The sequence below is a fragment of the Oceanobacillus timonensis genome (genome assembly GCF_900166635.1).
GTDB lineage: Bacteria > Bacillota > Bacilli > Bacillales > Amphibacillaceae > Oceanobacillus > Oceanobacillus timonensis.
On the sequence record NZ_LT800497.1, the window covers coordinates 1,405,305 to 1,428,464 of the forward strand.

A 23,160-nucleotide genomic window follows, 5' to 3' on the forward strand; every position below is an offset into this window, starting at 1 on the left:
AGGCGATAGACACTAGTATTTTGGTCAGAAAAACCTATTGCCAGACAAATCAGAGTCTGTATATGATAATAACAATAATTCCTCTGCACGGAGGTCACAAAAGGAGCAGCTTATGGTTACAGATGAAATCATTTCTACATTATTTGTAGTTGGAGGTATTGTTGGTCTTTTTATAATCATTTATCTTTTTAGTAAAATACCCGGATCTGGTCTTATTTTCCGCATTATCCGCAGGGTTTTCTTGATTCTTTGGCGTATCGTTGTTTTAGCACTTACTTTTTTCATGTTTTTTATGGTTGGTTTCATGGTGATTGTATTCTTCACATTTAACGGCAGTGAAGAAGGTATTTTATATCAAGGAGAACCGATCAATTTCCTGATTGGCGATAATGCGAGGGAAGCGGTGTTTTTCACCATGCTGTACGCTGGATTTTGTCTGGCGGCTGTATATGTTCTTTCGTTCATCTTGGCGATGGGGTGGAAAGTTACGCGCATCAGCCGCAAGTTTCATGCGGAAATGATTTTCATTTTAATGATTGGTCTGGTATTTACTGTCTTTCCAATAGTGGTCGACGCCGTATTGCCTGATTTTGAAGTAGCCCGTTATGGAAGATATGCTCTTGGTGTTATACCGATTGTGATGTATATTCAGGGTCAAATGAGAAGAGTAAGAGAACGGCGAGGGCGTGGACGTTCTCTTTCCCGTAAGGAGCGGTTTTACCGGGATTTAGGTGATAAAGCGTCGAAACGAGCCGGGGAGTAATCGAATAAGTTTGTTAGATTATAAACATATGATTTGAATGAAAAGCCTATTTTATAAAGGTTGGTTGTTGCAATGATAAACATTGTAAAATAGGATTTTTAATATATCGTTGACAGGTATATCGGGAGATGATATATTATTTATATCGTCGAACGATATAACGTCATAAGATATAAAGAGAGGATAATAAGATGCAAAATGAACAAGTTGCGCTAACAGAAGCGGTTTATTATACGTTGCTTTCACTTTACGAGCCATTGCATGGTTACGGCATTATGCAGAAAGTAGAAAAAATGTCAGAAGGAAGAGTAATTCTTGCAGCTGGTACGCTATACGGAGCATTAAATAATCTGTTAAAAAAGCAGTGGATTAAGGAATTACCCAAAAACGTTAACAGCCGTAAAAAAGAATATCTTATTACTCCCCAAGGAAAGCAAATGGTAGAGCTGGAATTATTAAGGCTGCAAGAGCTTATTAACAACGGTAAGAAAATAGTTGAAGTGGGGAGGGAGAAATAATGGAGAAAAAAGTTAGAAAAATTTTCACCGTTTGGAAATTTGCAGAAGAAGAAAAATGGCTAAATGAAATGGCTGCAGATGGCTGGGAGTTAACCAAAGTCAACGTACCCCAATATACTTTTAAGGAAAGCACACCTAATGAATATATATACAGATTAGAATTACTTGATCCGAAATTAGCAAAAAAAGAACGCGAAGAGTATATTGATTTTATTGAGGAAACTGGAGCGGAGAAAATAGGAGAATTTTCTAACTGGATTTATTTTCGAAAAAAATCAGATAAGGGGCCATTTAATCTTTTTTCTGATTTGGATTCAAAGATTGTACATTTAAAGAGGATGTCCCAAAGGCTTTTGACTGGACTCATTTTCATTGCAATTGTTTTATTTTCTTTAATTACCTTCATGATAGTTTATTCTGGTTCGAATAGTGGGCCAACCATCGCAGTTGTCTTATTGGTACTTTTTTCATGCTTGTTCTTATATGGGCTGAACCAAGTAAATAGCAGAAAAAAAGTGCTGGAAGAAGAACGGCAATTCAGAGAATAAGATAAGGTTTAATGTTAATTCCTGTCAGTCACTGTATAGCCATATGATTGACCGTACAACTGATCAACCAATATAAAAAGCGCCTGAGATTGTTTATCTCAGGCGCTTTTTATATTGGATAACTAGATTGCTACTTTACAAATAGCAATACAATAATCATACCTATGATAAGGAGAAGAATTAAAATACCCGTACCTTTCCAACCTAAACCGCCGACTAAATCAGGGAGGCCTCCACCATGCACACTGCTTGATGGATTTTTTAATTCTTCTTGTCTTAGCCTTTCTCTTTTTTCTTCCGGAGTTTCTTTGTCTTTACTCATAACTAACCCGCCTTTCATCATATCTACGGTACATATGAAAAGGAATCTCTTAGCTATGAATATAGCATATTCTGAATACAATTTGTCACCATTTCTACAAACCATCCAAAGAAAAGTATGGTATACTATTTATAATAATTATAAATTGATATTAATTTTAATTAATTGAAAATGAGAATCGATATCAGTACTTATACCGACTTCTAAGGAGGAGAAGAACATGCCGGAAATAGCAGAGAGGACAAAAATAAAGACAAATGGCTATGGTTCTATTTTATCTTACCTCAAAATACATGGAGAAATCATTGCCGCAGCGGTAAGCGGAATACTTATTTTGATTGCCTGGATAGTATCCGGGCATATTAGCCATGCTTTATGGATTACGTTACTAATCGCTGCTTTTTTAATCGGCGGTTTTGCCAAAGCGAAGGAAGGGATTACGGAAACCTATCAAACCAAAAAATTAAATGTAGAGCTGTTGATGATTATTGCTGCTATTGGAGCAGCCTCTATCGGTTACTGGGCGGAAGGAGCTATTTTAATTTTTATCTTTTCCTTATCCGGTGCATTGGAAAGCTACACGGAAAATAAGAACAAGAATGAACTGCAAAGTCTAATGAAACTGCAGCCGGAAACGGCCACTTTGCTAAATGGGGAAGTGGTCAATATTAATCAATTAAAGCCCGGTAATTATATTGCTGTTAAATCAGGAGAGCGAATCCCGGCAGACGGCATTATTTCCAAAGGGGATACGACAGTGGACGAAAGTGCGTTATCTGGGGAGTCTATCCCTATTACGAAGACAGTAAGTGATGATGTTTTTGCCGGAACGGTTAATCTCGGCGGCAGTCTGCAGATTGAAATAAATACGCTGCCGACAGAGACCATGTTCCAAAAAATTATCGGATTGGTTCAAAATGCACATGAAGAGCGTTCGCCTTCGCAGCAGTTTATAGAAAAATTTGAAGGAATGTATGTTAATATCGTTTTGATTACCGTCGCTGTCATGATGTTTTTGCCACATTTTTTGTTTGGATGGACCTGGACAGATACGATTTATCGCGCCATGATTTTATTGGTTGTTGCTTCCCCGTGTGCGTTAGTTGCTTCGATTATGCCGGCCACTTTATCGGCTATTTCCAATGGGGCACGCCAAGGAATACTATTTAAAGGCGGGGTGTATGTAGAAGCTTTGGCGAAATTAGATGCGATTGCTTTTGATAAAACTGGAACGCTGACGAAGGGTGAGCCGGAAGTGATTGATTATTATATTGCCCCCGGCCAAGATATAGAATATGTGGCAAATATCATTTATGCTGTAGAAAGTGAGTCGATTCATCCACTGGCTCTTGCTATGCAGAAATGGGCGGCGCCAAAACGGGGAGAACAATCGAATGTGGCTGTAACGGTAGAGCATCACAATGGGAAGGGACTGTCTGCACAAGCAGATGATATCACCTGGATGATTGGTAATGCAGATATGGCAGGGAAACAGGATGCAGAGCAGCTGCTTGATGCTTTTAATGCACAGGAAAAAGCAACAACAAATATCTTTGTGAAAAAAGATACCAGAGTTATTGCTGCCTTTTTATTGAAGGATACACTGCGGCAGGATGCTGTAGAAGCTATTCGGAACCTTCAAAGCCTGGGGCTGCGAACGGTTATGTTAACAGGAGATAACCAAGCTACAGCTGAAAATATCGCAAAGGAAGCTGGGATAGATGAATTTCACGCGAATTGTCTGCCAGAAGATAAGGTAAATTACTTAAAACGCCTGCGCCAGCAAGACCGGCAGGCAGCAATGATTGGAGACGGTGTTAATGATGCACCAGCTTTGGCAACTGCAAATATTGGTGTGGCGATGGGGGCAGGAAGTGATATTGCTTTAGATACGGCAAATGTTGTACTAATGAAAAATAATTTAGCAAAAATGGTTCATGCCATTCGTGTTTCTAAAAAAATGAATGCTATTGTGAAGCAAAATATTATCTTTTCCCTGGCGGTTATCGGTATTCTGATTGCCAGCAATTTTCTGCAGATTATCAATATGCCACTTGGCGTGGTTGGTCATGAAGGCAGTACGATTCTTGTTATTCTTAATGGGCTTAGGGTGTTGAGAGCGAGTTAAGTGATTTGAGTCTTTTGTGAGAAGGTTACGATTACCAAGAGTCGTAACCTTTGTTTTATATATGATAATTATTTGTTTATGGGAAGCAACTTGACATTTGAAATAATCGAAAAACAAGTCCTATTTTTCTACATTTTTTCGATTATTTCCGGATAATAGATACCTGTTCATATCATTAATCATAAAAATCAATCTATCAATTGTTTTTATATCTTGCTTTTTAACTTGTAAGATGTTTTTATTACTGTTCATTCGTGTAGAATTTAGGTAAGGAAAGCATTTGATATTCCTTTTGATTAAAAGGGATATCTTTTCAAGCGCCGGCGTGGAAGGAGATAAAAAATATTCCTTGCAGAAAAGTGGTTTCAAAAATTGGGGATCTGGCTGGATTTCGCGGCAGTATAGAGATGAAAAGAACGCTTCTTGCAGCGGAAGAAGCGAATAAGAGGGGAGTTTAGGAAAAAGTGAGAACATGGGAAGACAAGAAAAATCATATTGTAATAAAGGCACCTGAAGCATTTGATTTTAAGGTGAACTTGGGTTATTTACAAAGAGAACCAAATGAGTGTATGTATGAAATAGAAGATGATAAAATTACTCGTGTTATTGAAATAAATCACATTCGCACATTAGTACGTATCAGTGCAGCCGATAATGACTTTTTAGATGTTGAATTTTTAGCGAATACAAAACCCGAATTATTAGAATCCAAAGAAGCAATAGTCCATTACATTTGTGAATGGTTTGACCTTGATAATGATATTATTCCTTTTTACGAAATGGGCTTGCAAGATCCATTGTTAAAACAGCCTATTGAAAAATTTTATGGACTGCGTAATATGGGTTTAAATGATTTATTTGAAGCTTTATGCTGGGGCATCTTGGGTCAACAAATTAACCTGAAATTTGCTTATACATTAAAACGTCAGTTTGTAGAAAAGTTTGGAGAGTCTTTTAATTATGAGGGTAAAAAATATTGGGTTTTCCCTTCATTTGATAAAATTGCGGAATTAAGCACTGCAGATATGGCAGATATAAAAATGACGAGCAAGAAAAAGGAATATATTATCGATGTTGCAAAACGAATGAAAAATGGTCATTTATCGAAAGAACAAATGCTGGATTTTGATGATTTTAAGCAAGCTGAAAAAGAATTAATCCGTATCAGAGGCATTGGTCCTTGGACAGCTAATTATGTATGTATGCGATGCCTTCGATACCCAACTGCTTTTCCAATGGATGATGTGGGGCTGATGAATGCAATGAAGTTAGCGAATGGAATGGAAAGAAAACCGACCAAAGAGGAAATCAGAGAATTAGCTTCTGAATGGGAGAATTGGGAAGCCTATGCTACTTTCTATTTATGGCGTTTACTATACTGATTGAAGTTTTACTTTATAGAGATGGCTTCCCGTTACAATTAGATACAGACCATTTTAAGAAAAGCCGATCTTCTCATTGTTCTTGATGCGAAAATCAGCTTTCTTATTCTTTTACATACGTTAAAAATGTGGGGATAGTATTATCCCTTCATCCGAATTCCAAAAAAAGAAAGGCCCATTTTAATTTTCCTTATCCCCATTAAATATATCAACCAGTACCTTTTCAAAACCAATTTCAGCTATTTCGTTAAACATTTTATCCAGTTCGTCCTCAGGCATATCTTCATTATTCTCACTCCAAAGCAACCAGGTGTGAATCATTCCGGAAATTAAAAATTCAATAATATATTCCAGTTTAATTTGATTTTTTTCATCTAAATCTTTGACTTGATTCAGTATCTTTTCCCGGGCCATTTTTTTATATTCGTATAGAAAATCCGGGTCGCCATTTGGGCCGAGCAGTACCATGATTTTTTCGTTCATGTCTCGATCTTGGGATTTTTCTAATTCGTAACGGGCTTGTTCTCTTTCTGCTTTCAGATTATGCAAGTCATTATCTTGAAAACTCTGTAGAATCGAAGAGAGCAGCTCTTCAGAAGGAACAAGCCCCTGTTTAATTTCATTTAGAATATCGTAGACGTCATTATAATAATTATAGAAGGTACCTCTGTTATATCCTGCTGTATCCGTAATTTCTTTAATAGATATTTTATTAATCGGTTTTTCCTTATAAATAGACCAGAATGCTTCTTTCAAATTTGTTTTTGTCTGTTCTTTGACCCCCATGAAAAGAACCTCCTTTTTTCAACAGATATACTGTAATTGTTCATTGTCTATTTTATATATTCTCCTTATAATAAATAATACAACACGTTGTTCAATTTTTAAATAGCCAATAAAAAGGTCTATACCAAAATTTAAATAGAAGGAGTTTTGTAAGTGAAGAATTTATCGAATTTCTCGATTAAGAGACCAAAATTCACGATCGTTGTGATGTTGGTCCTTTTAATTCTGGGCAGTGTTTCATTAACCAGGCTGCCGATTCAAATGATGCCTGATATTAATCCGCCTGTTGCTGTTGTGGCAACAAGTTATCCGGGCGCGGGGCCGGAAGAAGTGTTGGATAATGTGACAGAACCTCTTGAGGAGGATCTTTCTACAGTTACAGGGTTACAGAATATTTCTTCCCAATCACAGGAAGCTTCTTCGATGGTCTTTTTAGAATTTGATTATGATATGACCATTGATGAAGTAGAAAATGAAATAACCCGTACCATGGATTCTGCCGAGTTACCTGATCAGGCGGAAGATCCGAGTTTTATCGAATTTGATATTTCCATGATGCCAAGTATACAAATGGCAGCTACATCAACCAATGGAGATACAGCGGAATTTGAAAATCAAGTCAATGATTTAGCAAATGAACTGGAGTCGATTCAAGGAGTCGCATCCATTAATGTTAATGGCTTGATGGATAGAGAAGTAGCTGTGGAATTAGATACAGAAGCTTTGAGTGACTACAATCTATCACAGTCAGATATCGCTGGAATGATAGAGGCGAATAATATCTCCATGCCTATCGATACAATTGAAGATACAGAGCAAGGATACAATATTTCGACACGGACAACGAATGAATTAGAAGGCTTGGATGAACTGCGTGATCTGGTATTGCTTGACATGCCTGATGAGGAAGTGACGCTGGATGACGTTGCAGATGTGTCTATCTCGGAAGATAACGGAGGTGTGATTACCCGTTATAATGAGGAAGATGCTGTCCAGCTGGAAATGATGTTGGCAGATGGTGCGAACGCGTCCTCTGTAAACAAAGAATTTAATGAAGAACTGGATGCTTTACTGGAAGACAATGAATATGAACAGCTTTCTGTCAGCACGCTTTATGACGAAGGTGAGTATATAGATATGGCGATTGACAGTATCTATGTTTCCCTTATCAGTGGTGCCGTGTTGGCCATGTTTGTATTGTTTGCGTTTTTAAGAAACTTGAAAGCACCGTTGATTATCGGATTGTCTATTCCGTTTTCCGTTATTACCACTTTTGCTTTGCTGTTCTTCACAAATATCAGTATCAACATGATGACATTAGGTGGTTTAGCACTTGGAATCGGGATGCTCTTAGATAACTCGATTGTTGTTATTGAAAATATCTACAGACATCTATCCATGGGTAAAGATCCTAAACAAGCAGCACGAGAAGGAACAAGGGAAGTATTTACAGCCATACTTGCTTCTACCTTGACGACAGCTTCTGTTTTCTTACCGGTTGTGTTCGTTACCGGCTTAGTGGGACAGTTATTCACCCCATTAGCGATAACAGTCGTGTTCAGTCTGCTGGCTTCCTTGTTTGTAGCGGTAACCGTTGTGCCAATGCTGGCAAGCCGTATTTTGACAGAACCGAAAAATATGGACGAATCGCAACGGAAACAAAAAGGCTACATGAAACGATTAAGAAGAGCCTCCGCATGGACGCTCAGACATAGAGTATCTGTATTGATTACTGCTGTTGTCTTATTTGCTGCCGGAGCTATTGGCTTGTTTGTACAGGGAATGGAATTCATGCCGGAACAAGATGAAGGCTTTCTGACAGTAGAAGTTGAAAAAGAACAAGGAACTCTGCTGGAGGACACACAAGACACCGTAGAAGATATTGAAGCGGAACTGGATAATCATGATGAAGTGGATTCTTATCTAAGTACAACCGGTTCATCTGGTATGATGTCCTTTACAGATGAAAGCAATTCAGCAACGGTGAGCGTACAATTAACAGATGCCAGTGACCGGAATATAACCACTTCTGAGTTTATCAATGAAGTGGAAGATGATATTCAGGATACAGATGCATCTGCAGAAATTGATGTTGTTCCAATGTCCCAGGCAAGTGCCGGAGAACCAAATTCGGTTGTCCTGAATTTGTCGGATGACGATGAAGAACGCTTGGATGAAGCAGAAACAGATGTGATCGATGCATTGGAAGAAGAAGAGGATATTAATAGTGTAACTTCCAGCAATGATGGAACGGTGGAAGAACTACAGGTAGTTGTTGACCGTGCAGAAGCGCTAGATAATGGATTACAGCCGGCACAGGTTGGAGAAGCTTTATATGAAGCAACCAATGGTGTTGAAGCTTCTACGATTGAAGAAACAGACGGCTTTACTACCATTAATGTGAAGTATCCTGCTGATGTCTTGGAAAGTGAAGCAGCGTTTGAAAATATCTCGATTGCGAATGATGAAGGTGAATATGTAGACTTAGGCGATGTTGCCTCTCTGGAAGAAGGGGAATCACCTACGCTTATTAATAGAGATGAGATGGAAGATACAAGAGAATTAACCATTTCCTTCAGCGACAGTCTTTCATTAAATGAAGCGAGTCAGTTGATTGAAAATGAGATTGATGATCTTGACCTGCATGAAGATACCGAGCATTCAATGGGCGGAGATATGGAAATGCTCAATGATGCGATTCCGCAATTAATGTTAGCCATTGCGCTTGGAATTGTATTTATCTACCTTGTCATGGTTGCTCAATTTGAATCATTTAAAGCACCGTTTGCGGTTATCATGACGATTCCATTAGCATTTATTGGTGTTGCTCTATCTCTGTTAATCACCAATAATCCGCTGAGTGTGATAGCCATGGTAGGTCTCATTCTCCTTATCGGGATTGTTGTAAACAATGCGATCTTGATTGTGGATTATATCCAGCAACAGAAAGAAAAAGGAATGTCTGCTTATGAGGCTATTGAAGTCAGTGTGCAAGACAGATTCAGACCAATCCTTATTACAGCTATTACCACGATTCTCGGTATGCTTCCATTAACACTGGAACTTGGAGAAGGCATGGAAGGCATTGCTCCAATGGGGATTGTCGTCATTGGCGGATTGACTGCAAGCACATTCTTAACCTTGTTTGTCATTCCGATTATCTATAGCTTTATTGATCCGGAAACAAGGAAAATGAATAAAAAATATATGACGCCGGATGGAGAAATCATTACGCAGCGTCAAGTGGATGAAAGAAAGAAACAGGAAGCTGCTGCATCTTCTGAGCAAGAAAAAGAGGAAGTGCATGGCGATTCTGAAGAAGACCAATCTGATGAGAACCCGGATCAGAGAGAGTAAAATAGAATAAAAAGGTAAATGAGAAAATCCAAACTTATTCTGGCAACGAATAAGTTTGGATTTTCTTTTTACGATTTTTTTGGTCCCATTAAAACAGCTGCCATGCCGATGATTCCGTAAGTTATAAAGGAAGCTGTATACCCCCATGTCTCCATAAATACACCTGCTAGCGAAGAACCGATGACTTGTCCAACTGCCAAAAGCAGAAAGGGAACACCGATACCTAACGATGCATTCTTAATAAAAACGCGAATGCCCCATACTAGAAGAACACCAGTTAAAAAGATATAAGCACAGCCAAATAATCCGGCAGATACATAAGCGATCAGAAAATTTTCCGGAGCCAAGGCCAGGATGATAGAGGCAGAAGCAATGGCCAAGCTTCCTATTTTATAAGCGAAAGGCAGTCCGCCTTTTTCAATCATTGATCCTGAAAATCCTCCAAGGACACCGAAAATACCAATCATCACCCAAAATCCGGAGAGCTGTGCATTACTATAATCTCCAGCCATTTCGATAAATGACCTGGAAAATGTCCAGAATGCAGCAGTAGAAAAACCTAAAATAAGGGAAGCTATAACCAGATTGGTTGATCCTTTTGCACCTTGCAGTGAAAGATTTCCTTTTTTAAACATTAATGTTGATCCTGAGCCGGTGTCCATTTTCGGAATGACTTTATAGTTCCATATGAGAATAAATAATGCTAAAACCGCATAGATGGCATAGGTGAAGCGCCAATGAGGTGTCAGTAAAATAGCACCTAAGCCGGAAAGCGCAATCCCAAAACCCGTTCCTGAATTAATCCATGTATTTGCTTTTCCCTGCTGCTTTTCTTTTATCCAAAGGGAGACTGCGGCTCCATAAGGAGGGGATACCAGGCCTGTACTACCTCCAGCGAGCAATACGCCTAATCCAAGCAGCCAAACATTCGGTGTAACGGCCATCAATAACAGTCCGAGAAATGCAGACAAACCGGCCAGTATAATCATTCTTCTCGGTCCTTCTCTTGTTGTGATAACAGTAGAGTAAATAATTGTTACACAATAAGCAATGTAAAATAGGGAGGAGATAACGCCGGATGTCGAATCGGTCATCTCCATGGATGTATTGATTGCCGGGAGGAGCAGACCAAAGCTGAACCTTGCCAACCCGTAAGCAGCAGCAATCATTGTCACGCCAGGCAAAACTAATTTTGAAAATTTCATGTTGCTCATCCTAACTTTTGAAAATATATAGAACGACCTTTCTAATTTATAGTAAAAAAATTAAGATGAATGTTGGACAAGTGTCCTCGCCATCTTAATAGAATATTTTGTTGCTTGCTCTGCTCCAATTAATGTTGTCATCGAAGTTGTTCCTTCCAAGAGCAACGTCAATTGGTTCGCTAAATCTTGTTCGTTATCTTTTCCCTTTTTGTTCGCCAATTTTTGAAAATACTGCAGCAATTTTGCTTTATGACTTCTTGCAATGTTTTCAATTTCATTATCCGTTCCTGCATAATCTTCTATTGCTCGTAAAAACAAATCTCCTTGATAAGATTGTTCTTTTAACCAGAGACCATGTGCTTCCACTGCAAGAATAAAAGGGGATTCTGCATCTGTTTCTACATAGGAATCCAAGTAAGACCAGTAACGTGCTTCACGTTGTTTCAGGACTTCTTCAACCAGATTATCTTTAGAAGAAAAATGGTTATAAAGCGTCATGGTAGCTACATTGGCTTCTTTTATAATTTGTTTTAAACCTACTCCGCGAAATCCATATTCATAAAACAATGCTTCCGCAACATCAAGTAATGCTTCTTTTTTTGTCGAACGGCTCATTTTTCATTTCTCCTTTATGTAGAACGACCTTTCTAGTGTAGTCTACCAATTATGGAACCAACACGTCAACCTGCTTTTTGTATATAAGGCATAGCTATTTGATATTTGAAAAACACTATCTTATGATATGATGAAGATGGTTTCAAAGGTTAGATTCGGATAGAAAGAAGGGCTATGAAATGGAATTGAAGGAGCTTTTATCAAAAATGGAAGCAGACGGAGTCATCATTGGCGGCTCTGAAGTTAATCAGGCAATGGTAGCCGTATCCACGGAAGCGAGACGCTTATGCGCTCATTTAAATACCGGAGTTTATACAGATGAGCAGATAAAAGAACAAATGTCTCAAATTACCGGTCAAGAATTAGATGAGGGTTTTTCTTTATTTCTCCCATTTACAACGGATTTCGGGAAAAACATTCAAATAGGAAAAAATGTATTTATTAATTCCGGATGCCGATTTCAGGATCAAGGGCAAATCCTTATCGGGAATCAATGCCTGATCGGTCATAATGTTGTTCTGGCAACCATTAACCACGATTATAATCCGGAAAACAGAGGGACAATGTACCTGAAGCCAGTGATATTGAAAGATAGAACATGGATTGGTTCCAATGCGACGATACTTCCTGGCGTTACAGTCGGCGAAAATGCTGTTGTGGCAGCTGGTTCTGTTGTTACCAAAGATGTAGCACCGAATACGATTGTCGGCGGTAATCCGGCGAAGTTACTGTCTACATTAGCAGATAAAATGGAGTGAAAGCAGAAATAAAATAACGATGTACCTGTCAGGTTTCAGCATTTGGATGGAAGGGAAAACAGCAGTATGAGCAAAGGAGGAGTTCAAAGTGGCCATTAAAGACAAAGTCGTGATTGTCACAGGAGCATCATCAGGTATTGGTGAAGCTACTGCTAAATTGTTGGCAAGCCAAGGAGCGAAATTGGTGTTAGGTGCCCGCCGCGAAGAAAAACTGCAAGAATTAACGGAAGTCATTACCAATGATGGTGGACAGGCAGTTTATCAGATAGCGGATGTCACAAAAGTAGAAGATAATCAGAAGTTAGTAGATTTAGCCAAGACGGAATTTGGTAAAGTCGATGTTATCTTCTTAAATGCCGGCTTAATGCCAAACTCTCCATTATCTGCACTGAAGAGTGGTGAATGGAATCGAATGGTGGATGTGAACTTAAAAGGTGTTTTAAATGGTATAGAAGCTATTCTGCCGGAATTTAAACAACAAAAATCCGGACATGTGATTACAACTTCTTCGGTTGCAGGCCTCAAAGCTTATCCTGGTGGTGCTGTCTATGGCGCAACCAAGTGGGCAGTACGTGATTTAATGGAAGTTCTGCGTATGGAATCTGCTCAGGAAGGAACAAATATCCGTACGGCAACGATTTATCCGGCAGCTGTCCGGTCAGAACTGCTTGAAACCATCACAGATGAAGAAACTGCAAAAGGTACCAATGAAATGTATAATCAATATGAAATCGGACCAGATCGTGTTGCGAATGTTGTTGCGTTTGCTATCGATCAGCCGGAAGATACCAATGTAAATGAATTTACGATTGGACCGACTACACAGCCTTGGTAAGAGGAAAAATATCATTTTATTTTCAGATAAAGTGAACTTGCATCTGCATGTCACATTATCATCTAAAAACCCTTGTATCCATCTGATACAAGGGTTTTTAGATGATAAAATTATTTGCATGTACTATATATTTGTTGAACCATTCGGTTCATTATTTTTCTTGCTCTTCTTCTGCTTCTGTTTTCTTTATATATTCTTGCATTCTTCGTTTATTTGGTGTAATGGTCAAACCTAAATATTTTCTTTCTCGGTTTGCATCTTTGTAGAAGGCGATACCCATTAATATGACGACGATACTAAACGGCAATGCCGATATAATAGCGGCCGATTGTAATGCATCTAATCCGGTTTCTCCACCTGATAATAGTAATACAAATGCAATCGCTGATAATGATACGCCCCATACCACTTTGATAAAGTTTTTAGGGTGCAAGGTTCCAAAGGCTGTCTGCATACCTAATACAAATGTCGCGGAATCTGCTGAAGTAACAAAGAAAGATGAAATCAGCACCAGAGCAATAACAGATAGGATGATACTTAAAGGTAGTTCATTGAAAATACCGAATAATTGCGTCTCAGGCGGCAGATTAAATATTTGCGGTGCTCCTTGACCCGTTTCGATTCCTGTCATACCGAAAGCGCTGAACCAGAATATACTTACAAGGGTTGGAACACATAAAACAGCTAAGACAAATTCTCGGATAGATCTCCCGCGGGAAACCCTTGCAATGAATATGCCGACAAATGGACTCCAGCTCATCCACCAGCCCCAATAATATAATGTCCAGGTTTGCATCCACTCATGTTTCTGGTCATTTAATGGCGCTGCATCCAAACTGCTAAATAAAAGTGACGTTAAGTAATCCCCTGTTGAACTTGTTACCATATTGAGAATAAGTAAAGTCGGTCCTAAAATCAACACAAACAGGAATAACAGACCTGCTAAAATCATATTTAAATTACTTAAATACTGAATTCCTTTGCTTAATCCGCTCCAAGCACTGATTAAGAACAACACGGTAACAATAGCGATAATAATCCCTTGGGTAATGATGTTATTCGGAACACCAAAGAGGTAGTTTAACCCTCCGTTAATTTGCATGGCTCCTACACCTAAGGAAACAGCTACACCGATAATCGTTGCAAACACAGCTAATATGTCAACGATATTTCCAAGCGGTCCATCAACACGATCTCCGAATAGAGGTCGTAATGTTTTTGATAAAAGACCAACTTCCCCTTTTCTGAACTGGGAATAAGCAAGTGCTAATGCAACTATACCGTACACAGCCCAAGGGTGGAATCCATAATGCAGGAAAGTAGATCGCATTGATTCCGCTAAGGCAGCTTTGGTTTCCGGGTCAGCGGTAGGTGGTGCAAGATAATGGGAAATTGGCTCTGATGAACCATAAAACACTAACCCGATTCCCATACCGGCGCTAAATAACATCGTTAACCAGGAGATGGTGTTAAATTCCGGTTTCTCCGTTGGTTTCCCCAATTTCAGTTTACCAATAGGACTGATACCTAAAAAGATACAGAAAAATAAGACGACAGTGAATACTGCCATATAATACCAGCCGAAAGTTTCGGTCACCCAATCGCCGATTGCTCCTGAATAATGTCCAAATTGATCAGGAAAAACAGCACCCAGCACAACTAATATACCAACGATAATCGACGCATATGTAAATACGCTGGAAAAGTTCTTATTCGATTTTTTACTCATAACAAGTTTTTCTCCTCCTATATCTAAGAAAGCTGTGTTTTATTGTAACATAACCACAAATGGAAGCAAGTAAACCTGTTATTTATTGCGAACGCTGTTTTTGGCAGTTAAATGAACTATTTCTGGATGCATCTTCTATAAAAAAGTTGCTTGAAGGCGAATCGAAAATATTTTCTGCTGTTCTTTTTTAGTCTAACAGGATAAAAAAGAATCATTTTAACGAGGAGAGCAAAGAAGCTGAATCGTATGTTGAAGTTTTAGAAATGTGGTAAGTAGTAAATATCATCATACCCTATTTTTCATTCATCTGCTGTCCTTGCAGAATGACATATTTAAATATGCTTTTAAAGCATATTCCTTAATCTAAAAGGTATTAGACGATACATGAATACAGCTGTAATATGGAATTGTGAGGGAGTTGAGAGCAGCTGCCGCTTCTCGAAGGAATAAATCTCTTATGAATATAACGTTTCTGGAAATAAAAATGTTTGAAATCGTGGGATGAAAAAACATGTAGTGGGGAAAACTGGATTTCCGACAAGCAATCGGATTAAATGTAAAGTCAGTCCATATTGTTTTAAAGCTCGGAAAACAGTTTTGTTAGGCAGCATAAAGCATTCATTTAAAAACTTTTTTCAGGTTTCATCATGATGCTGCGTGAATCCGTGGCAAGTCTTACAGTTATAAATCAGCGCAATCAAAAACGATAAAATAAGGAGGAAGAAAAAATGGCGAAAAATGAAGACGTAAAAAATGGCGTGATATTTCCGGCAGGCGAAAAGAATGATGCTTTTTCGCAATACTTTGTCGGGCAAAGCTATCTGCAAAGTTTAGTTGCCGATCCGGAAGTCAGCGTAGGTGTTGGTAATGTGACATTCGAGCCTGGCTGCCGTAATAATTGGCATATCCATCATGACGGTTATCAATTATTGCTGGTAACTGGCGGAGAAGGATGGTATCAGGAAGAAGGGAAACCGGCCCAATTTTTAAAACCCGGTGATGTAGTTGTAACGCACGACGGAGTCAAACATTGGCATGGTGCGACAAAGGACAGCTGGTTTGAGCATATTGCTATAACAGCTGGCACCCCGGAATGGCTGGAACCTGTTTCGGATGATATTTATTCCAAATTAGAAGAAAAATAATAGAAAGAGGGGATAAACCATGGCAAAGAAACAAACAGCAGGCCGTGACAATTTGGGAGAATTTGCTCCCCAATTTGCGGCTCTAAACGATGATGTATTATTTGGTGAAGTATGGTCCAGAGAGTCCGAATTATCTCCGCGCGACCGTAGTATGATTACCTGTGCCAATCTAATGACACAAGGCGTACCGCAATTAGAGGCGCATTTAAACATGGCAAAACAAAACGGTGTGACCAAAGAAGAAGTAGTCGAATTGATAACGCATCTGGCTTTCTACACAGGATGGCCTAAAGCCTGGAGTGCTTTGAATACAGCGAAAGAAATTTTTGATGAAGCGTAAATGGTATTAAATCATAGATGTATAGAATCCAAACAAGTAAGAACGAATAACGCTCTCTTTATCGGGATGGGAAATAATAAAATGATCCATTCCGATAAAGAAAGCGTTTTTTCATGTTGAAAAGAAGGAGGGGATGTAAAATGACATCAAAATCGGCAACGCATAGGGACGGCGTAGTATATTTCGTATCATCTACATTATCCCCTTCCTGTCATCATTTAAAAATATCTAACGAAGATAACGTATTTTTCAAGTTGATATCATCCCAAGGTAAAATTCTGCTACGGTCAGGCCAACCACATCCTTATTCACTCTGCCAATTTGTCCTGTATTTAAAGTAGAAGGAATTTTATTCTTGCTGTCATTTATTGACGCATTATTTTGTTCTTTTTGTCTCACTTTGTAATATTTTATGTAGATTCTACTTCCGGTTCTTGAAAATCAACGGGTTCAAAAATGCAAATGTAGGAGGAATATCCATGAATAGTCTCAGGCATTTGTCAGATGCGCTTTTAAAAGAGACGCTGAGAAATGCAATCTATTTAAAATTAGAGAAGAATTTTTGTGCAACTTTAAAAAATGAAATCCAAAAAAGAAGAGAGAGGAGTGAGTACAGGCACGATGAAGACAATAGCATGACGGATATTTTTGAAAGGTGATAGCGGCCGGATATGTATAGTTTTATCACCTGGTAATCAATAATATGCTGTAATCGGAAGTAGAATCTGCAAGCCTTACATTTAGGGCTGAAAGAGGCAGTGTTCGTACTTGTAGTATACGAAACGCTGCCTTCTTTTTGTTTTATAAAAATTGATTTCATTCTTAAATGGCATGATGAAAACGGCCGGTAATTTCCTGGGAAATAAGAAGGCTGTTATTTCTTTATTTTCAACTGGAAAAGGAATCTGATGGGAATAAACCGTAACGTGATAGATTCAAACAAAGGTGGATCTAGTAATGTGCAAGTAATGTATCCCTTTACAATAATCATTTTTACTATTAGAATGAACGTAACATTGAATAGAAAACCACTAGGGGTGCCACTTGGCTGAGATAAGATTATCATCTTAATCCCTTTGAACCTGATCTAGCTCGTACTAGCGTAGGAAAGTGGAGATGGCAGACATACGGTGAATTTGTATCATTAACGTAAATGTAACCACTCCATTTTGGGGTGGTTTTTTATTTGATGTAAAAAGGTATTCTGGAAACTTCCAATTCGAGTCTATGACAGGAGGAGTTGTTTGAGTATGGATTACATCGGGAAAATAAAAGAAAAAAGACCGCTTATTTATAATGTCATCAATGAAGTAGCCACGAACTTTGCTGCGAATGGATTGATTGCCATTGGTGCTTCTCCGGCTATGTCGCATACGCCGAAAGAAGCGGTGGAGAATGCGCAAAATGCCCAAGCGGTTGTGTTGAATCTCGGAACACTGACGGAAGAACGTGCAGAAGCTATGCTAATTGCCGGGAAAACAGCGAATGAGGAAGGCGTTCCGGTTATTTTGGATCCAATTGCTGTGGGAGGAACAACATTTCGAACAGAAGTCATTGATGAACTGTTGGAAAAGGTTCAATTTACCGCTATTCGGGCCAATGCAGGAGAAATTGCTGTACTAGGAAATGTGTTTGATTCCATGAAAAGTCCTGACTCCACCATTGCAGAAATTGATCCGGAAATTGCAAAGGCTGTAGCAAATAAATATCATACGGTCGTCATTGCAACCGGAAAAACAGATGTGATTACCGATGGCATGCGTACGACACTTTGCGGAAATGGGGACGCGATGCTGCAGAATATTACAACCAGCGGCTGTTTACTTACCTCGCTCGTCGGGCCATATGTCAGTGTTGGAGAAGATGTGTATGAAGCAAGCGTTGAGGTAACCGCAGCCTATGGAATTGCAGCGGAGTTGGCGATGAAAAAAGCAGAAGGGCCCGGTTTCTTTATTCCGGCACTGTTGGACACATTATATTTTCTGGATCAACAAATGGTAGATAAGTACAAGCGGTTGGAAGAATGGTAGTATGTATTATTTGGGAGAAATAGAATGGGCAACCATTTTTAGTTCGAAGCTATAAATAAACAAAAAGGAGAGTAAAAAAACATGGAACAAATGCTATTTATCCAGACAGGTACAGGTGTAGATTTACATGGACAAGATATTAACGAAGCTTCCAAACGTGCTGTTATCGATGCGATTCACTCTAATTCGATGCCAGGAGTTCAAAACGCGCTGCCTGACCAAGATTTAAACAATATGAAAGTAAATGTAAAATTAGGCATTCCGAGAGATGGGAATCACCTGGATGAAGAAAAAATAAAAAAATTAATACCGTACGGCGATGTGTCAGTGGAAAAGTTAGATGGCGGATTGGTTACAACCAGCGGTATCTATCTAAGTGACCAAGAGGATAAAAATGATTTAATGTATATTGTCAATGCAGTGGTCGAAGTGGGATATTAGGAAGAACGGGAAGAAAAATGAAGGAAAAACGCTTAACAGAGTTAGTATCCAATGTTTTGAGCGCAAGAAAAATTCATTCAAAATGAAAGTATGAAGCATAAATATTTATATAAGGGGAATAGTATAATAGAACCTTTATGACATTCAAACACTGGAAGTATCACTTTATTGACAGGATTTCCAGATTGAATTAAAATAAAGGTGTAAAATGGAAGACGTTTCTTTCGCGTTCCACTGGAGCGAAGAAAAGAAGCCGGGTGGTTCCCGGCTCTTTTTTTAAACCACCCTTGCAAAAGGGTGGAAAAAATGTCACAAGAACCAGTCACGAATCATAGAAATAACTTTAACAAGGTTGGTGAGGCCTCTGGTTAAATCTATTCTATTTCGGAAAGTTTCTTGCTTTTTTATTTTTCTTCGTTTCTTTCGTGTCTCCACTGCAGCGCTTCCTTTCAATTAGCAAAGTGCTAACATGGAGGTTGGAATTACATACAAAACATACAAAAGTGATTTGTCTGCCGTATGTTCCTTTATTTTAGCATGAAATAACAAAAAAATCGCAAAATTATTATTTTGCGATTTTTTGTTGAAATTGCGCCGAGGAAGGATTGCGTTGCGCAGTATCAATCCTTCCTCGGCGCAATCCCTTTAATAAGCATCTCTGTCCATTCTTCGGTATAAGGGGCAATTTTCTCGTAAATCTGCGGTTTGGATATACCTTCTACAATTGCCTGGAAATACAGCAGCAGAAATTCATCCGAATATTTCAGATCCACTTTCCCCTCTTTACGACCCCGATGGAATAAATCCAATAACATATCGTAATTTACTTCATTAAATTTCTGCATCATCAAAGACAAGCCTTCGTCATCTTTTTTCGTAAAAAAATCCATCATACGCATGTAAAATTGATGGTTGATTTTATCTAAATAGCCAATTTTATTTTGGCTTAATGCAATCAACGTTTCTTCAAATGATTTATCTTCAGCTATGATTTCTCTGGCACCGGTAATCAATTGATTAATAAAGTCCTGGAAAACTTCATGAATCAGGTTATCCTTGCTGCCAAAATATTTAAAAAGGGTCGCTTTGCCGACATTCGCATGCTTCGCGATTTCCTCCATGGTTACATTTCCAGCGTCTGCATCACCGTTCATCAGCTCAAAAGCTGCTTCTAAAATCTGTTTTTTCTTTTCTTCTGTCCGTTTTTCAAAACCATTCACATGTATGACCTGCTTTCTATAGCGCATTTCTTTAAAAATTTTTTGAAATGAACGTTTCTCTTCCTATTTATTATATCTATCTAATTATGAACTGGCAAATAAAAAATAGTATATATTATATTGACTTCAATCATAAAAAGGAATAATATTGAACCATAATATAGATATATAGTTTAAAACTATTTATTTATTTTATATTTTTGAACTGTGAAATGTATTTTGGTTTTATTTTGTCTGCAGCATGGTTTAAAGGGCAGAACTGGATACACCGTGTATGAAAATAAGGAGAGAAGGAGTGTTAGCCTTATGACAAAAATTGTGAAATTACAAGGCTTGCAAAAAAAGTTTGGTAAGTTTCAAGCATTAAAGGATGTGACCTTTACTGTAGAAGCGGGAGAAGTCGTCGGATTTATTGGTCCGAATGGTGCTGGAAAGTCAACCACGATTCGCGCTTTATTGGGAATTATCAAACGGGATGCCGGGCAGGCAGAAATTTTTGGGAAGGACGTTTGGAAAGAAAGTCTGGAAATTCATAAACGTATTTCCTATGTGCCGGGTGATGTTGCGCTCTGGGGAAGCTTGACTGGCGGAGAAATTATTGACTTATTTATGAAGCTGCATGGCGGTGGAGATAAGCACAAACGAGATTATTTAATCAAACGTTTTGAACTGGATCCGAAGAAAAAAGCCAAAGGGTATTCTAAAGGGAACCGGCAAAAGGTTGGTTTGATTGCAGCTTTATCCGTGGATTCCGATTTATATATATTTGATGAGCCGACTTCCGGTCTTGATCCGTTGATGGAAGCCGTTTTTCAGGAAGAAGTAGAAAAAATCAAAGAAGCAGGGAAATCCATTTTGCTGTCTTCTCATATTTTGAGTGAGGTAGAGCGTTTAGCTGACAGGGTCGTGATTATTCGGCAGGGAGAGATTGTAGAGTCTGGAACCTTGGATGAATTACGGCATTTGACCCGTTCTGCTGTTACCTTATCGACAGAGGGGGATGTTTCACAAATGGAATTTGTAGAAGGTGTCCATGATTTTGCGCAAAAAGACAATCAAGCTACTTTTTCGGCTGACAATAAATACATCAATGCTATTTTAACGGAAGCAACGAAATTGGGTGTGAAGAAGTTTGAAGCGGTTCCGCCAACATTGGAAGACTTATTCATGCGGCATTATGAAGGGTAAGCACGGATAGGGAGGTGAAAGGACAATGAAGGAAAAATTTGCACGTTGGGATATATTGTTTTTGCAGTATCTAAAGCGCGATTGGAAAAAAATTATTTTTTGGATTTTAGGAGTCGGATTATTTTCCGGTGGCTTTGTTCCTGCATTTGAAGAAATAGCAAAAGGGGAAGGGCTGGCTGGAATGTATGAAACATTGCAAAACCCGGCGATGATCTCCATGGTTGGTCCGACACCCATTGAAACAGCCGCGGAATATACATTAGGAGCCATGTATGCGCATGAAATGTTATTATTCTGCGGATTGTTTGCGATGATTATGTCTGTTCTGCATGTTGTAGGGCATACACGGAAGGAAGAAGACCTCGGGCTGACAGAACTGGTGCGTTCTTTTCAAATCGGACGGCAGGCAAACTCACTTGCAGCAATGGTAGAAGTGGTTGTTATTAATGTGCTATTGGCGCTTGTTATCAGTAGTCTGTTAATGATTTTCGGTGCAGATACGATTTCTGTCCAAGGTTCCTTTTTATTTGGAAGTTCAGTTGGGATAGCCGGTGTGATTGGAGCAGGAATCGGTCTGGTGCTGGCACAAATTATGCCAGCTTCATCCAGTGCAACAGGTTCGGCTTTAGGTCTCGTTGGATTGCTTTATATTATTCGTGCCGGAACCGATGTATCAAATGTGGATTTATCTATGTTCAATCCGCTTGGCTGGACATATTTGACGTATCCATTTACCGATAATAACTGGCTGCCGATTCTTTTTGCCTTGATTTTCAGTGCGGCGATGGTCATGATTGCTTTTGCACTGGAAGGCGGGCGTGATATGGGCGCAGGTTATTTGCCTGAAAGAGAAGGAAGAGACCATGCAAAACAATCTCTATTATCTGTGCGGGGGTTGTTTACCAAATTGAATAAAGGGGTCATCATTGGCTGGTTGATTGCTTTTGTTGTGATGGGGGCAGCATACGGTTCCATTTACGGAGATATGCAGACGTTCCTTGAAAGTAATGAAATGATGGCGCAAATGTTTGCGCAATCAGGCGTTTCTATTGAAGAATCTTTTACAGCTACCATTATGATGGTCATGATCGTGCTGGTTTCTATTCTGCCGATTGTCATTGTGAATAAGCTTTTCGCTGAGGAGAGCCGTCTGCATTTAAGTCAGCTCCACGCCACCAAAGTTACCCGCGGTCAATTTTACTGGACGACAATGGCTTTAGCTATTGCTGCCGGTTTAATCGGGACTTTACTGGCTGCCGGCGGCCTTGGTGGTACAGCTAAGTTGGTTATGGGAGATAGTGCCTCCATGGATTTCGTTGATTTTCTTGCGGCTGGATATAACTTCTTACCGTCCGTGCTATTCTTCACAGGACTTGCAGCTTTAGCGCTTGGCTGGGCACCGAAGTTAGGGAAAATAGTCTATGCGTATCTTGGCTATTCCTTTATCCTAAATTATTTTGATGGTATTTTGGATTTGCCGGAAGGATTTTTAAAAACAGCTGTGCAAAGCTGGATTCCGCAAATGCCAATGGACCAATTTGATGGACCAATTTTTATTGTTATAACGGTGATTAGTATTGCTTTGATGATTATTGGCTACCTTGGTTATCGTAAGCGAGATATGATAGAAGGGGCTTAATCGCAAAGAAGAAAAGAATTCATTTACATTGTATAAACCAATCTACTCCATTTATGCATGGAATAGATTGGTTTATTTATTATCCTGTCTCTTAAAAGATAAAAAACATGTTACACTGAAATGGAATATATGTCATAACTTTTCCCTTAAATTTTTAATAGCTGAAATGTTTGAAGTATACATTTTTTCTTACTATTTCATTTTGCTGATT

General features: G+C 38.9%; 21 protein-coding genes and 1 riboswitch. Of the genes, 15 read left to right on the forward strand and 6 right to left on the reverse strand.

The window, feature by feature from the left end:
* Nucleotides 1-112: 112 nt before the first annotated feature.
* The 3 genes from B7E05_RS06805 to B7E05_RS06815 all read left to right on the forward strand — a co-directional run bounded on the left by B7E05_RS06805 (nucleotide 113) and on the right by B7E05_RS06815 (nucleotide 1,829).
* Complete coding sequence (locus B7E05_RS06805) at nucleotides 113-763, forward strand: hypothetical protein (RefSeq protein WP_080873495.1); 651 nt, start codon at nucleotides 113-115, stop codon at nucleotides 761-763.
* Between the two features lie 191 nt (nucleotides 764-954).
* Nucleotides 955-1,281, forward strand: a complete 327-nt coding sequence (locus B7E05_RS06810; RefSeq protein ID WP_080873496.1) for a PadR family transcriptional regulator — start codon at nucleotides 955-957, stop codon at nucleotides 1,279-1,281.
* Nucleotides 1,281-1,829 (forward strand): DUF2812 domain-containing protein, encoded by a 549-nt coding sequence (locus B7E05_RS06815; RefSeq protein ID WP_080873497.1) that lies wholly within the window; start codon nucleotides 1,281-1,283, stop codon nucleotides 1,827-1,829. Before B7E05_RS06810 ends, B7E05_RS06815 begins: the two co-directional genes overlap by 1 nt.
* A gap of 130 nt (nucleotides 1,830-1,959) precedes the next feature.
* Here B7E05_RS06815 and B7E05_RS06820 read toward each other — a convergent pair whose 3' ends face one another.
* Entirely contained in the window at nucleotides 1,960-2,151 is a 192-nt protein-coding gene (locus B7E05_RS06820; RefSeq protein WP_080873498.1) for a DUF6366 family protein, read from the reverse strand.
* Between the two features lie 220 nt (nucleotides 2,152-2,371).
* Between B7E05_RS06820 and B7E05_RS06825 the strand changes: the two genes are divergently transcribed.
* Both B7E05_RS06825 and B7E05_RS06830 read left to right on the forward strand, forming a co-directional pair.
* Complete coding sequence (locus B7E05_RS06825) at nucleotides 2,372-4,279, forward strand: heavy metal translocating P-type ATPase (RefSeq protein WP_080873499.1); 1,908 nt, start codon at nucleotides 2,372-2,374, stop codon at nucleotides 4,277-4,279.
* A gap of 464 nt (nucleotides 4,280-4,743) precedes the next feature.
* Complete coding sequence (locus B7E05_RS06830) at nucleotides 4,744-5,661, forward strand: DNA-3-methyladenine glycosylase family protein (RefSeq protein WP_080873500.1); 918 nt, start codon at nucleotides 4,744-4,746, stop codon at nucleotides 5,659-5,661.
* A gap of 180 nt (nucleotides 5,662-5,841) precedes the next feature.
* Here the strand turns inward: B7E05_RS06830 and B7E05_RS06835 are convergent, their stop codons facing one another.
* Complete coding sequence (locus B7E05_RS06835) at nucleotides 5,842-6,447, reverse strand: TetR/AcrR family transcriptional regulator (protein WP_080873501.1); 606 nt, start codon at nucleotides 6,445-6,447, stop codon at nucleotides 5,842-5,844.
* 153 nt (nucleotides 6,448-6,600) lie between these two features.
* On the opposite strand from B7E05_RS06835, the gene B7E05_RS06840 reads away from it, so the two are divergent.
* Nucleotides 6,601-9,804, forward strand: a complete 3,204-nt coding sequence (locus B7E05_RS06840; RefSeq protein WP_245833005.1) for an efflux RND transporter permease subunit — start codon at nucleotides 6,601-6,603, stop codon at nucleotides 9,802-9,804.
* A gap of 68 nt (nucleotides 9,805-9,872) precedes the next feature.
* Here the strand turns inward: B7E05_RS06840 and B7E05_RS06845 are convergent, their stop codons facing one another.
* Nucleotides 9,873-11,009, reverse strand: coding sequence for an MFS transporter (locus B7E05_RS06845; RefSeq protein WP_080873502.1), 1,137 nt, complete (start codon nucleotides 11,007-11,009; stop codon nucleotides 9,873-9,875).
* Nucleotides 11,010-11,069: 60 nt separating this feature from the next.
* The gene (locus tag B7E05_RS06850; protein WP_080873503.1) at nucleotides 11,070-11,624 is read right to left on the reverse strand and encodes a TetR/AcrR family transcriptional regulator; all 555 of its coding nucleotides are present in this window, start codon (nucleotides 11,622-11,624) and stop codon (nucleotides 11,070-11,072) included.
* A 179-nt stretch (nucleotides 11,625-11,803) separates the two neighbouring features.
* Here B7E05_RS06850 and B7E05_RS06855 point away from each other — a divergent pair, with 179 nt between their 5' ends.
* Both B7E05_RS06855 and B7E05_RS06860 read left to right on the forward strand, forming a co-directional pair.
* The gene (locus B7E05_RS06855) at nucleotides 11,804-12,382 is read left to right on the forward strand and encodes a DapH/DapD/GlmU-related protein (RefSeq protein ID WP_080873504.1); all 579 of its coding nucleotides are present in this window, start codon (nucleotides 11,804-11,806) and stop codon (nucleotides 12,380-12,382) included.
* Nucleotides 12,383-12,470: 88 nt separating this feature from the next.
* Nucleotides 12,471-13,217, forward strand: coding sequence for an SDR family oxidoreductase (locus B7E05_RS06860; protein ID WP_080873505.1), 747 nt, complete (start codon nucleotides 12,471-12,473; stop codon nucleotides 13,215-13,217).
* Nucleotides 13,218-13,368: 151 nt separating this feature from the next.
* Here B7E05_RS06860 and B7E05_RS06865 read toward each other — a convergent pair whose 3' ends face one another.
* A complete protein-coding gene (locus B7E05_RS06865) occupies nucleotides 13,369-14,946 on the reverse strand; it encodes a BCCT family transporter (protein WP_080873506.1) in 1,578 nt (525 codons plus the stop codon).
* A 728-nt stretch (nucleotides 14,947-15,674) separates the two neighbouring features.
* Here B7E05_RS06865 and B7E05_RS06870 point away from each other — a divergent pair.
* The 5 genes from B7E05_RS06870 to B7E05_RS06890 all read left to right on the forward strand — a co-directional run bounded on the left by B7E05_RS06870 (nucleotide 15,675) and on the right by B7E05_RS06890 (nucleotide 18,902).
* The gene (locus B7E05_RS06870; RefSeq protein WP_080873507.1) at nucleotides 15,675-16,091 is read left to right on the forward strand and encodes a cupin domain-containing protein; all 417 of its coding nucleotides are present in this window, start codon (nucleotides 15,675-15,677) and stop codon (nucleotides 16,089-16,091) included.
* A gap of 19 nt (nucleotides 16,092-16,110) precedes the next feature.
* A complete protein-coding gene (locus B7E05_RS06875; RefSeq protein WP_080873508.1) occupies nucleotides 16,111-16,431 on the forward strand; it encodes a carboxymuconolactone decarboxylase family protein in 321 nt (106 codons plus the stop codon).
* Between the two features lie 479 nt (nucleotides 16,432-16,910).
* Nucleotides 16,911-17,090 carry a sporulation histidine kinase inhibitor Sda gene (gene sda / locus B7E05_RS06880; protein WP_080873509.1) on the forward strand — a complete coding sequence of 60 codons (180 nt, stop codon included), beginning with the start codon at nucleotides 16,911-16,913 and terminating at the stop codon, nucleotides 17,088-17,090.
* Nucleotides 17,091-17,454: 364 nt separating this feature from the next.
* Nucleotides 17,455-17,557, forward strand: a riboswitch (TPP riboswitch).
* Between the two features lie 124 nt (nucleotides 17,558-17,681).
* Nucleotides 17,682-18,461, forward strand: a complete 780-nt coding sequence (gene thiM / locus B7E05_RS06885; protein ID WP_080873510.1) for a hydroxyethylthiazole kinase — start codon at nucleotides 17,682-17,684, stop codon at nucleotides 18,459-18,461.
* A gap of 81 nt (nucleotides 18,462-18,542) precedes the next feature.
* Entirely contained in the window at nucleotides 18,543-18,902 is a 360-nt protein-coding gene (locus B7E05_RS06890; RefSeq protein WP_080873511.1) for a Lin0512 family protein, read from the forward strand.
* Between the two features lie 620 nt (nucleotides 18,903-19,522).
* On the opposite strand, the gene B7E05_RS06895 is transcribed toward B7E05_RS06890, so the two are convergent.
* Nucleotides 19,523-20,122: a TetR/AcrR family transcriptional regulator gene (locus B7E05_RS06895; protein WP_080873512.1), complete on the reverse strand. Its 600-nt coding sequence runs from the start codon at nucleotides 20,120-20,122 to the stop codon at nucleotides 19,523-19,525.
* A 306-nt stretch (nucleotides 20,123-20,428) separates the two neighbouring features.
* Between B7E05_RS06895 and B7E05_RS06900 the strand changes: the two genes are divergently transcribed.
* Entirely contained in the window at nucleotides 20,429-21,310 is an 882-nt protein-coding gene (locus tag B7E05_RS06900; RefSeq protein WP_080873513.1) for an ABC transporter ATP-binding protein, read from the forward strand.
* 25 nt (nucleotides 21,311-21,335) lie between these two features.
* Nucleotides 21,336-22,949: an ABC transporter permease gene (locus tag B7E05_RS06905; RefSeq protein WP_080873514.1), complete on the forward strand. Its 1,614-nt coding sequence runs from the start codon at nucleotides 21,336-21,338 to the stop codon at nucleotides 22,947-22,949.
* Nucleotides 22,950-23,160: the final 211 nt, after the last annotated feature.

Bases quoted from the DNA above. Each gene is read 5' to 3' on its own strand.
- B7E05_RS06855 (WP_080873504.1), top strand. From the start codon at position 11,804: ATGGAATTGAAGGAGCTTTTATCAAAAATGGAAGCAGACGGAGTCATC.
- B7E05_RS06810 (WP_080873496.1), top strand. From the start codon at position 955: ATGCAAAATGAACAAGTTGCGCTAACAGAAGCGGTTTATTATACGTTG.
- B7E05_RS06825 (WP_080873499.1), top strand. From the start codon at position 2,372: ATGCCGGAAATAGCAGAGAGGACAAAAATAAAGACAAATGGCTATGGT.
- B7E05_RS06900 (WP_080873513.1), top strand. From the start codon at position 20,429: ATGACAAAAATTGTGAAATTACAAGGCTTGCAAAAAAAGTTTGGTAAG.
- B7E05_RS06870 (WP_080873507.1), top strand. From the start codon at position 15,675: ATGGCGAAAAATGAAGACGTAAAAAATGGCGTGATATTTCCGGCAGGC.
- B7E05_RS06890 (WP_080873511.1), top strand. From the start codon at position 18,543: ATGGAACAAATGCTATTTATCCAGACAGGTACAGGTGTAGATTTACAT.
- B7E05_RS06850 (WP_080873503.1), bottom strand. From the start codon at position 11,624: ATGAGCCGTTCGACAAAAAAAGAAGCATTACTTGATGTTGCGGAAGCA.
- B7E05_RS06835 (WP_080873501.1), bottom strand. From the start codon at position 6,447: ATGGGGGTCAAAGAACAGACAAAAACAAATTTGAAAGAAGCATTCTGG.
- B7E05_RS06820 (WP_080873498.1), bottom strand. From the start codon at position 2,151: ATGAGTAAAGACAAAGAAACTCCGGAAGAAAAAAGAGAAAGGCTAAGA.
- B7E05_RS06905 (WP_080873514.1), top strand. From the start codon at position 21,336: ATGAAGGAAAAATTTGCACGTTGGGATATATTGTTTTTGCAGTATCTA.
- B7E05_RS06865 (WP_080873506.1), bottom strand. From the start codon at position 14,946: ATGAGTAAAAAATCGAATAAGAACTTTTCCAGCGTATTTACATATGCG.
- B7E05_RS06805 (WP_080873495.1), top strand. From the start codon at position 113: ATGGTTACAGATGAAATCATTTCTACATTATTTGTAGTTGGAGGTATT.
- thiM (WP_080873510.1), top strand. From the start codon at position 17,682: ATGGATTACATCGGGAAAATAAAAGAAAAAAGACCGCTTATTTATAAT.
- B7E05_RS06845 (WP_080873502.1), bottom strand. From the start codon at position 11,009: ATGAAATTTTCAAAATTAGTTTTGCCTGGCGTGACAATGATTGCTGCT.
- B7E05_RS06815 (WP_080873497.1), top strand. From the start codon at position 1,281: ATGGAGAAAAAAGTTAGAAAAATTTTCACCGTTTGGAAATTTGCAGAA.
- B7E05_RS06875 (WP_080873508.1), top strand. From the start codon at position 16,111: ATGGCAAAGAAACAAACAGCAGGCCGTGACAATTTGGGAGAATTTGCT.
- sda (WP_080873509.1), top strand. From the start codon at position 16,911: ATGAATAGTCTCAGGCATTTGTCAGATGCGCTTTTAAAAGAGACGCTG.